This window comes from Pseudomonas sp. CFBP 8771, assembly GCF_014841695.1.
Classification (GTDB): Bacteria; Pseudomonadota; Gammaproteobacteria; order Pseudomonadales; family Pseudomonadaceae; genus Aquipseudomonas; species Aquipseudomonas baltica.
In genome coordinates this window covers 1-10,424 of sequence record NZ_JACYUJ010000016.1, presented here as the reverse complement: position 1 = coordinate 10,424, position 10,424 = coordinate 1, and the positions used below count along the sequence as shown (strand labels likewise).

At 61.1% G+C, this 10,424-nt stretch carries 5 protein-coding genes and 1 pseudogene; 3 read left to right on the top strand and 3 right to left on the bottom strand.

Going from position 1 to position 10,424, the window contains the following annotated elements; translation table 11 throughout:
- From IFT80_RS21440 to IFT80_RS21430, 3 genes and pseudogenes are all read right to left on the bottom strand, one after another.
- Positions 1-569: pseudogene (locus IFT80_RS21440) on the bottom strand (hypothetical protein); the annotation flags it as partial.
- Positions 570-680: 111 nt separating this feature from the next.
- Positions 681-1,232: a hypothetical protein gene (locus tag IFT80_RS21435; RefSeq protein ID WP_192138378.1), complete on the bottom strand. Its 552-nt coding sequence runs from the start codon at positions 1,230-1,232 to the stop codon at positions 681-683.
- 92 nt (positions 1,233-1,324) lie between these two features.
- Positions 1,325-3,415, bottom strand: coding sequence for a hypothetical protein (locus IFT80_RS21430; protein ID WP_192138376.1), 2,091 nt, complete (start codon positions 3,413-3,415; stop codon positions 1,325-1,327).
- 302 nt (positions 3,416-3,717) lie between these two features.
- On the opposite strand from IFT80_RS21430, the gene IFT80_RS21425 reads away from it, so the two are divergent.
- The 3 genes from IFT80_RS21425 to IFT80_RS21415 form a co-directional block, all read left to right on the top strand.
- Positions 3,718-6,402: an autotransporter outer membrane beta-barrel domain-containing protein gene (locus tag IFT80_RS21425; protein WP_192138374.1), complete on the top strand. Its 2,685-nt coding sequence runs from the start codon at positions 3,718-3,720 to the stop codon at positions 6,400-6,402.
- Between the two features lie 136 nt (positions 6,403-6,538).
- A complete protein-coding gene (locus IFT80_RS21420; RefSeq protein WP_192138372.1) occupies positions 6,539-8,764 on the top strand; it encodes an autotransporter outer membrane beta-barrel domain-containing protein in 2,226 nt (741 codons plus the stop codon).
- A gap of 428 nt (positions 8,765-9,192) precedes the next feature.
- A partial coding sequence (locus IFT80_RS21415) for a hypothetical protein (RefSeq protein ID WP_192138370.1) occupies positions 9,193-10,424 on the top strand: 1,232 nt, incomplete at its 3' end.

Here is a 10,424-nt window from a genome sequence, read left to right as displayed (position 1 = left end):
TTGGCCAGCACGATGACCTCGACGGTGTTTTCGCTGATGGACTCTGGTGCCAGGGTGCCACCGGATGCCTTGGGCACTTCCGGCATTTTCAGTTCGTTGCGCGTGCCCACCACGCCGAAGGTCGAGCCGCTGGAGATCTTGGCCGCGCCACCGGCGGCCGGAATGGCGGTGTAGTACACGTACGCCTGGCTGTCGATCAGCACGGCGGCCACGTCCTTGGGCACCTGGAAGTTGAGAAAGCGGTTGCTGCCCAGCTGCTGGGCCGGGGTGCTGTAGTCTTGAAACGCGCCGTCCACCGGCCGCCCGGTCCAGTGCACGACGATGTTGTCGGTGGTGGCGATGTCCGGATAACGGTTGACGCGTACCTCGACCTGCCCATCGGTAATGTTGCCGATGAGCAGGTCGCCGGTCTGGGTACCTTCCACGGTCGGCTCGGGCAATGAGCCACGCGCATACACGGTGGTCAGCACGCTGGGGCTGTAGCGCGAATAGTTCTGCACCTTGTCGCGGATGCTGTAGCGCACGATCAGGTCGGCGCCGGGGCGGGCGGCAATGACGCTGTTGGGCACGGTGATGGTGATGCTGCGGTTGAGGTCGCTGGTTTGCAGCGGGCCATAGTGAATGGCCGTGCCGGCCCAGAACAGGGTGACGATATCGCCCTCGCTCTGGTGAGCGTATTGCTAGATCGTCACCGCCAGGTCGCCCACCAGGCTGACGTCGGAGATGAGGTCCGGCACGCCGTAGGGCAGCCCGAGATTGGGGTTCAGCGAAGGATCGCTGGCGTCCGGCGGCTCGGGCGGGTCGCCAGGCACCGTCAGCTTGATCGGCACTACCAGCGACTGCGATGCCCGCTCGTTACCGGCTGGATCCTTGACGTGGTAGTGCAGCGTCGCCTCGAGCGCGTCGGGGGAAATGTAGTACGCGTCGGCAATCAACGCCTGAGTGGCGGTGGCGTCGGTCACCCTGGTGTAGTCGATGTAACTGTCATCCCAGTAGAGGTCGATGATGTCATTCACGGCCATACCCACATAGGGCTCTACCAGCACGGTAATCAGGCCGTTGTCGTAGTCGTCTTTGTTGATGCCGCCGTGGGAGATCGCGGCCGGTACCAGGGGTGCGTAGATATTGGGGTCGGGCGCCACGCCACCATGTCGGGCACCGTGGTTGACATGGTCGCTGCCATAGGCGGCTTTGCGGATGGCGCGTAGTAACGAACGGGGTGGATTTTTCACGATGGATCACCTCAAGTGGAGTTGAGATCACTCATGACAAAGAGCTGGTAGGCCCCTCGCCGACAGTTGCCTGCCGGCGAGGGGTAACGCTGCTACAAGTCCAGTGCGTAGCAACGTACGAACACCGGAACAGAAGGGCCGCCAGTGCCGTAGGTATTTTCAATGGAGTACACGGCCGTTACCGATCCCTGCCCAACGGGCTCATTCACCCACTTCTTGGAGAAGTACGTGGCTGGAATCAGGAAGTCGTGATGTTTGACAGGGCCACCCGGCAGCTGGATATCGTCCCGCGTCAATACGTAGCTCAGATCGAGCTTCATGTTGGGCGTTTCGGTGCCTGCGCCGGTAAGGCCGTAATACCCCTGCAGAGTGAGGCTGATCTCGTCGCCCTCGGCCACGTTGTCGTAATCCAGGAGCACACGGAATGGCGTACCGTCCTGCAGCTGCGCCTTGTTCAAGGAGTTTTGTGCCTGCCTGCGCTCTGTGAACTCTCCTGCGGGCAATCCCCCGGGTCCGCCTGGCAGCAGATCCTGAGAAATAACTTGTACGTCCTTGGCAAACGACAGGGCCACGTTGGTCGCCGATGGCGTGCCTGATGTTGCACGCGCCACGGTGTAGTGGACAGCTTTGATACCAGGCCCTTTGGCCTTCATTTCAGCCGATGTTGCAGTGATTACCAGCGGTATCTTGGAAGCAATGTCGCCGGCCAGTACGGTTTTCCTGTTAGCCAGCGCAGTACCGCCCCAATAGACGGTGATGACATCGTTGGCCAGCAGGTATTCGCTATCGACCGGAGGCGTGGCAGTGTTGTCGGCGTAGAAGGGAACGATGACTTTGGCGTCCTTCTGCAAGTCAGCGTCATCGATGAAATCCACAGCACCACTGTCTGCCTCGACCGTGACCACCCTCAACAGATCATTTTCTGGAGTGTTGGGGTCTGGGTCTGGGCCGGCGGGTATGGTGATATCCACCAACACGGGGTTGGCTCCCGAAGTGGCCATTTTTACAGCGCCACGGTAGATTTCGTAGTACCCCTCTGCTGTGTACCGTTGCGGTGACCCCGTACCGCCACCGTTGGCAACGAAGTCAAACGGCAGGTCGAACTCCAGCACGAAGGGTTTGCCGAGGTCCGCTGTGCTGATGCGCAGTCTCGATGTACTCGAGGTGCCGAGGTAGAAAATCACTTCGTCGCCATCGGCGGACTTGGGGATTTCGGGAATTTTGACGTGGACCGGCGTGCGCGCATCGGCTTCGCTGATCAAGTCGTCGTCACTGAACAGCGCGATGTCTGGTAGATCCAGATCACCGTCCACTGGTGCGCTGCTGACCAGCACGATTACGGCACTGTCCTCTGCGCGCCCACGGCTGACATTGCCCGCCACGTCGGTGAGCGTGTACCCGAAATAGCGCTTGCCGTCATTCATGGCCTGCAACGCGGCCAACGGAATTTCAAGCTCCAGATCTTCGCCCGCGCCGCCCACAGGCACCTCCTTCTGCGCCGACACGATGAGCAGCTCAGACCCCCCTGATACTGCTCTGTAAAAAGGTTTGACTATGTCGCCATCTTCCATGCCGTAGTAGTCTGGCAGCAGTGTCTTCAGCACTAGACCGCCGGAAGTGCCTGCAACCAATTTGTCCAGGGTCACACCTCCGTCAACTACATCTTGGGCAAAGATCAGCGATGGCATCAAAGTCCCGCCGGGCGCTTCACGGTCGATACGCAAAGGGATCGGTGGGTTACCCCGAATCACATTGCCGCCGCCATCCTCCAGCTCGTAGGTAACCTGGTGTACACCGTGAGCCAGGGTTGCGTCGAATTCGCGGATATAACCATTGCCTACCTCTGCAGCGTCCACGGCTGGAACGTTGATAGGCACATTGTCGAGTATCAAGCGGACCAGGTCGCCATCGACGATGCTCGTGTGGTTTGGAATGGAGATCTTGAATGGACTGTTGTTCTTGCTTGCAGGAATCAGGTTCTGCGGGTGCCCGGGAATGGCCTCGGGTACCGACGCCGATGGACCATCGTCCACCAATATGCCCACGCCTGCCCGCAGGCTCGCCGAGCGCTTGCTGGGCGACGCCGGATCCGCTCGGCCTTTCTTGTGAACCTTGTACACAGTGACGGCTGCATCTGCCGGACGCGCGCTTGGCGCCTGAAAAATCGCGTTGGACGTTCCCATTTTTCAATCTCCAGTACTGAACTGATATAGACCGAGGCACGCAGTATGAATAAGCGTTTTCACAACGGCTGCGAGTGATTGATTATTTACACGCTGCAAGTTTCGGTGCGGCTTCGTGCGAGGCGTAATTGGCCTGGTGCGATATTTAAGCTAGCACCGATTGGAGTCATTTCAATGTTTAAATCCAGCTAATTCTGAAAATTATTATTCAACTAGATGAAGCCTGATTTGCAACTACACTGCCACTTCGGATGGATGATCCAGAGTAACTTTTTGAATAAATAAATTCAAAGGTGGCAGTCATGAAAACTATTGTTCAGGGTGGTATCAAGTGGCGCCCGTTGCTGGGCGTTGCAGTCGTATTAAGTGTATCTGGCGAGGTAATGGCGGCCGTGGTGGATGGGCCCTTTTCCATCGGCAGGGTCGGCCCAGGTTCACCGGTCGAGGAATGGTCGGTCCTGCGAGGCGGTTCGCTGTTTGTCAGCCCTGGGGGCCAAACCCTGGACATCGGCTTGCGCCTGGGCAGTACGGCCGGGCTGGACGGTGCCACGGTCACCGCGCGCGCACGTTTCGAAGCCTTGCGCCTGGACGCTTCCACGGCCACGGTGGCCAATAGCGTACTCAGTGCCGCTTCAGCCATCGGTATCACGATGGTGGCCGGCACGCCCGCCGTCCTGACGCTGACCAACAGTACGGTCACCGGTTTCGGCCGAGGCATCCAGGGCAGCACCGGGGCTGTGGTGAATATCAGCGGTTCGCAGATATCCGGCACCGACGATGGCCGCACGCAGCCTTATCTGGGAGGGGTGGGGCTGTCGGTGCTGTCATCGGACATGAACCTGGTGCAGAGCAGCGCCATAGGCGCCAACCATGGCGCCACATTGATCGCCAACGGTGGCGGCAGCGGCACACCACGTGCAGCCACCAACCTGGCGCTCGATGGGTCGAGCCTGCAAGGTACTCGCGGCAGCGCGGTGTTGGTCGGGGCCACGCTGTATCCACTGGCCACAGCCGGAAGGTTGACCCTGGCCAATGGTTCCAGCCTGACCGGGGGCGATGGCATAGCGGTGGAAGTGACGCAGGCGTCGACCTTGGATCTGCAAGTGGCCGCCAGTGCCTTGAACGGCGGCTTGAGCCTGGCAGATGCCTCGCAGGTGACGGCCGATCTGGGCCAGGTCAGCAGCCTGACCGGCGACATGCTGCTGGGGGGGGCCAGCACGCTGACCCTGGTCAGCCGCGAAGCCAGTACGTTGACCGGCAATGCCCTGCTCACCGGCGGCTCGCGCCTCGACCTGAGCCTGGAACAGAGCAGCTGGGTTGGCGACACGAACGTCAGTGAAGCCTCGCAGGCCCAGCTCAACCTGGGCAACAGCAGCTTGACCGGCAACGTCACTGTCGCCGATACCTCCACGGCGAACATGACACTGGACGCAAGCACCTGGGAAGGCAACGGCCAGGGGCCACTGAACCTGAATCTGAATCGCGCTTCGACATTCAGTGGTCAGTTGAGCCAGGCGGGAGATGTCGGTATGGCTGACGGTTCCCTGTGGAACATGACAGGCGACTCGCAGATAGCCAGCCTGGCCATGAACGGCAGCAGGGTGGCACTGGGTGGCCGCAGCGGCGCCTACCGAACCTTGCAGACAGGCAGTTTGAGCGGCAGCGGCATCTTCGACCTGAACACCGACCTGGGCACCGTACAGGGTGATCGCCTGGTGGTGACCGGCGAGGCCGCCGGCAGCCACGAGTTAGCCATCCACAACAGCAGCAGCGGGGTCGACCCGGAGCCGGGTACGACCCTGACCGTGGTGCAGACCGGCGGTGGCGCGGGCACCTTCGCCGTGCTGGGCGGCCAGGTCGATGCGGGCACGTACGTCTACGATCTGCAGAAGCGAGGGGAGGATTGGTTGCTGGTTCAGCGGGGGGGCGTCGATCCCGTTGATCCAGTGGACCCAGGAGGTCCGATAGATCCGGTAGATCCGGTAGATCCTGTTATCCCGGTAGACCCGGTGGATCCGGTTATCCCCGTCGATCCGGTAGATCCCGGCAATCCTGGGGACGGCGGCGGTCCGGTGGTCACCCCCGGAGCGCGTTCGGTGATCGGCCTGTTCAGCGCCGCACCCACGGTGTGGTACGGCGAGCTCTCTACCCTGCGCAGCCGCATGGGTGAACTGCGCCTGGGCCGTGGCACCAGTGGCGCCTGGGTGCGCACCTATGGCGGGCGTTACGACCTGTCGGCCGGGGGTGGTGTGGCCTATAGGCAGCGCCAGCAGGGGCTGACCTTTGGGGTCGATGCGCCGCTGCCGGCCAGTAATGGCCAATGGTTGGTAGGCGTGATGGGCGGCTACAGTCGCTCCGACCTGGACCTGGCAGCAGGCACTTCCGGTGAGGTCGACAGCTACTACCTGGGGCTGTACAGCACCTGGCTGTCCGAAGGCGGCTACTACGTGGACGGCGTGGTCAAGCTCAACCGCTTCCAGAACGAGTCCGACGTGCGCGTCAGCGATGGCAGTCGCACCGGTGGCAAGTACGACAACCATGGCGTAGGCGCATCGCTGGAAGTGGGCAAGCACATAAAGCTCGCCGACAATTGGTACCTGGAACCCTTCGCGCAGATGTCGGCGCTGTGGGTGCAAGGTGAGCGCTACGACCTGGACAATGGCATGCAGGCACGCAGCAACGGCGCCGATTCGTGGCTGGGCAAGGTAGGTACGCATGTCGGGCGTAATTTTCCGTTGGCCAATGGCGGCTTGGTGCAGCCTTACATCAAGGTGGCGGCGGCCCATGAATTCGCCGATGCCAATCGTGTCAAGGTCAACGCCAACCGCTTCACCAACGACCTCTCGGGCACCCGCGGCGAGTTGGGTGCCGGTGTAATCGCGCAGATCTCCGATCGCCTGCAGTTGCACGCCGATTTCGACTACAGCAATGGCGAGAACATCGAACAGCCATGGGGAGGAAGCCTCGGCCTACGCTATGCCTGGTAGGAATAGTTTGTAGGGTGCGTTGAGCCCACACGTGATTCGGACGCGTCCTACAGATATTAAAACTTCATGAACCTAAGCTTGCGGCCCGCAATTGCCCTTCGGCAAATCCTACGATTGCATCGCAAGGTTCTCAATCATGAGCAGGTTCGTTTCACGTTTCATCCTGCCCGGCAGCTTCGCTGCTGGGCTTCTCGTACTGGACGGTGCTGAAGTCGCTGCGGCACGCGATCTGACCGGCCCAGGGGACGCCCTGGTGATCTACCCCGAGGCCGCCATTACCGATTGGCGCTTGCGCGAGGGGGCCTCCCTTCACGTTAAAGGCGCAAAAACCCTGGGCATCGAAGTGTCCACCGGTTCTGCGCTACGCGCGGAGAACGCGCAGATCAACGGGGGCGCGGCAGTTGGGGTCAGGGTCAGCCAAAGCACCGCCAGCATCACCGGTAGCACAGTGGTCAGCACCGGCAACTACGCGCTGATCGCCAGCAATGGCAGGGAGACCAGCGGCGCCCAGGTCAGTGTGTTCGACAGCGTATTGCTGGGCAGCGGCAGCGGCGTCTCCGCCAACTACAACAACGCTATCACGCTGGCCAACACCCAAGTGCTGGGTCGAACGGCCAACACCAGTTTGCTCCGGGGTGGCAACGGGATCCTGATGCTCAGTGGCGACATCAATGTGACCCAGGGCAGCAACGTGGTTGGCGAGATGCATGGCGCTGTATTGAGCATGGACACCTTCGTGCCCGTACCGCGCGCCAGCAACCTGGTGGTGGACAACGCTCGCGTCGAAGGTCAGCGAGGCGCGGCAATCGCCGTACAGACACGCAACGCCTCACCCGTCCAAGCCTCGATCATTGTGCGCAATGGTGCGACGCTGCTGGGCGGCAATGGTGTCATTCTGCAAGCCGGTGCCAATACCACGGTGGATTTCACCGCTGCCAATACCGACTTGACCGGCGACATACAGATCGACTCGGACTCGACCACCTCCATTACTCTGCAAGACAACGCCCGCCTGACCGGCACCATGGCCGGGGTGTCCAGCCTGGCCGTCGACAGCGGCGCATTGTGGCGCATGACCCAGAGCGCCAGCATCGGTGACGTCAGCATGAATGGCGGACGCATCGATTTGGGTGGTACGTCCGGCGCCTTCCGCGAACTGACGCTGGGCAGCCTCGCCGGCAATGGCACCTTTGGCCTGGGCACCGATCTGGCCACAGGCCAGGGCGACACGCTGGTGATCACCGGCCAGGCCACCGGCGACCACTTGCTGGCCATTCACAACACCGGTACCGACGTCGCCGAAGGGCAAGACCCATTGACCGTGGTCAAGACCGCGGGCGGTGACGCGCGTTTCGCTGCGCTGGGCGGCCAGATAGACCTGGGTACCTTCGTTTACGATCTGAAACAAACAGGCGACGACTGGCAGCTGGTGCAGCGCCCTGGCAACGTGGTGACCCCAGGTACCGCATCGGTGCTTGGCTTGTTCAGCGCTGCGCCCAGCGTGTGGTACGGCGAGCTGAGCACCCTGCGCAGCCGCATGGGCGAGCTGCGCATGGGCAAGGCCGAGGGCGGCCTTTGGACGCGGGCCTACGGCAATAAATACAACCTGTCGGCGGGCGGCGGTGTGGCGTACCGACAGCAGCAGAACGGTCTCAGCCTCGGCGCGGACGCCCCGTTGATGGTGGACAACGGCACCGCCTTGGTCGGTGCCTTGGTCGGCTACAGCAAATCCGACCTGGACCTCAAAGGCGGCACTTCAGGCGAAGTGGACAGCTTCTACCTGGGTGTCTACGGCACGTGGCTGGGCGATGACGGCTATTACGTCGACGCATTGGCCAAGCTCAACCGCTTCCAGAACAGCTCCGAGGTGCGCATGAGCGATGGTACCCGCAGCCGAGGCAGCTACAGCCACCATGGCATCGGTGCCTCGCTGGAAGCAGGCCGACGGATTGCTGTGACTGAAACCGTTGCTGTCACGCCTTTCGCCCAAGTGTCGGCTTTGAAGGTGCAGGGGCAAGGTTACACGTTGAACAGCGGCATGGAAGCTGACAGCAACCATGCCGACTCGCTGCTGGCCAAAGCCGGTGCCAAGCTCAGCCAAACGCTTGAGCTGGATGCCGGCGGCACCTTCGAGTACTACGCCAAAGCCGCTTTGGCCCACGAGTTCGCCAGCAACAACCAGGTCAAGGTCAATGGCAACCGCTTCACCAACGACCTGTCCGGCAGCCGCGGCGAATTCGGCCTGGGCCTGGCCGCGCAGATGTCCGACCGCTTGCAGTTGCACACCGAGTTCGACTACGCCAAGGGTCGCAACCTGGAGCAACCCTGGGGCGTGAACGTCGGCCTGCGCTACAGCTTCTGATCCCGCAAAGGCAGGCAACAGTGGTGAATGCGCTGCTGTTGCCTCTGCCATGGCACAACCCCCTACACCGTTTCTGCGTAGGCAAGGGACCTGCTGGGCAAGTAGATTTTCCGTATTTGAACGACCCAACTAATACATGCAAAAGCTCGCCTTTTTACTTTCAGTGCAATGTTGAATATTATTTTTTATAGCTGCATCCAAAGTACAAAAATATACTAAATTTTCTTGAGTCCTCGCATTCAATCGTTATGCGAATAAAACGTATGTATCACATAGACTTGGGCGCGAAAACTTACCAAGTTTGTCACTCTTCCCGTTATTTGCACTTTCCAGTTTTCAAGCCTAACTTGTTCTCTCAGGTGACTGCTGCTTGATTGCTCGCCTCTCTACTCTTCGATATTCCCTCAACTTCCCCGAGGTGATCCATCGTGAAAAATCCACCCCGTTCGTTACTACGCGCCATCCGCAAAGCCGCCTATGGCAGCGACCATGTCAACCACGATGCCCGACATGGTGGCGTGGCGCCCGACCCCAACATCTACGCACCCCTGGTACCGGCCGCGATCTCCCATGGCGGCATCAACAAAGACGACTACGACAAAGGCCTGATCACCGTGCTGGTAGAGCCCTACGTGGGTGTGGCGGTGAATGACATCATCGACCTTTACTGGAATGACGGTTACATGGACTTCGCCACGGTGACCGACGCCACCGCCACTCAGGCGTTGGTTGCCGATGCATACTACATTTCCCCCGACGCGCTCGAGGCGACGCTGCACTACCACGTCAAGGATTCAGCCGGTAACGAGCGGGCATCGCAGTCGCTGGTGGTGCCGATCAAGCTGACGGTGCCTGGCGACCCGCCGGAACCGCCGGACGCCAGCGATCCTTCGCTGAACCCCAATCTCGGGCTGCCCTATGGCGTGCCGGACCTCATCTCCGACGTCAGCCTGGTGGGCGACCTGCCGGTGACGATCCAGCAATACACCCACCAGAGCGAGGGCGATATCGTCACCCTGTTCTGGGCCGGCACGGCCATTCACTACGGCCCGCTGCAAACCAGCGACCTCAACCGCAGCATCACCATCACCGTGCCCAACAGCGTCATTGCCGCCCGTCCCGGCGCCGACCTGATCGTGCGCTACAGCATCCGCGACAAGGTGCAGAACTATTCACGCTACAGCCCCAGCGTGCTGACCACCGTGTATGCACGAGGCTCGTTGCCCGAGCCGACCGTGGAAGGCACCCAGACCGGCGACCTGCATCTGGATACCATCACCGACGGCCTGGTGGAAATCCGCGTCAATCGCTATTCGACCATCGCCGTCGACGACAACATCGTCGTGCACTGGACCGGACGGCCGGTGGAAGGCCCTTTCCAGGATTTCAGCACCCCGGCCCAGCAGCTGGGCAGCAACCGCTTTCTCAACTTCCAGGTGCCCAAGGACGTGGCCGCCGTGCTGATCGACAGCCAGGCGTACGTGTACTACACCGCCATTCCGGCCGCCGGTGGCGCAGCGAAGATCTCCAGCGGCTCGACATTCGGCGTGGTGGGCACGCGCAACGAACTGAAAATGCCGGAAGTACCCAAGGCATCCGGTGGCACCCTGGCACCAGAGTCCATCAGCGAAAACACCGTCGAGGTCATCGTGCTGGCCAA

What these genes read in the sequence shown, in the direction of transcription:
- IFT80_RS21420 (WP_192138372.1), top strand. Translation starts at nt 6,539, where the DNA reads ATGAGCAGGTTCGTTTCACGTTTCATCCTGCCCGGCAGCTTCGCTGCT.
- IFT80_RS21430 (WP_192138376.1), bottom strand. Translation starts at nt 3,415, where the DNA reads ATGGGAACGTCCAACGCGATTTTTCAGGCGCCAAGCGCGCGTCCGGCA.
- IFT80_RS21425 (WP_192138374.1), top strand. Translation starts at nt 3,718, where the DNA reads ATGAAAACTATTGTTCAGGGTGGTATCAAGTGGCGCCCGTTGCTGGGC.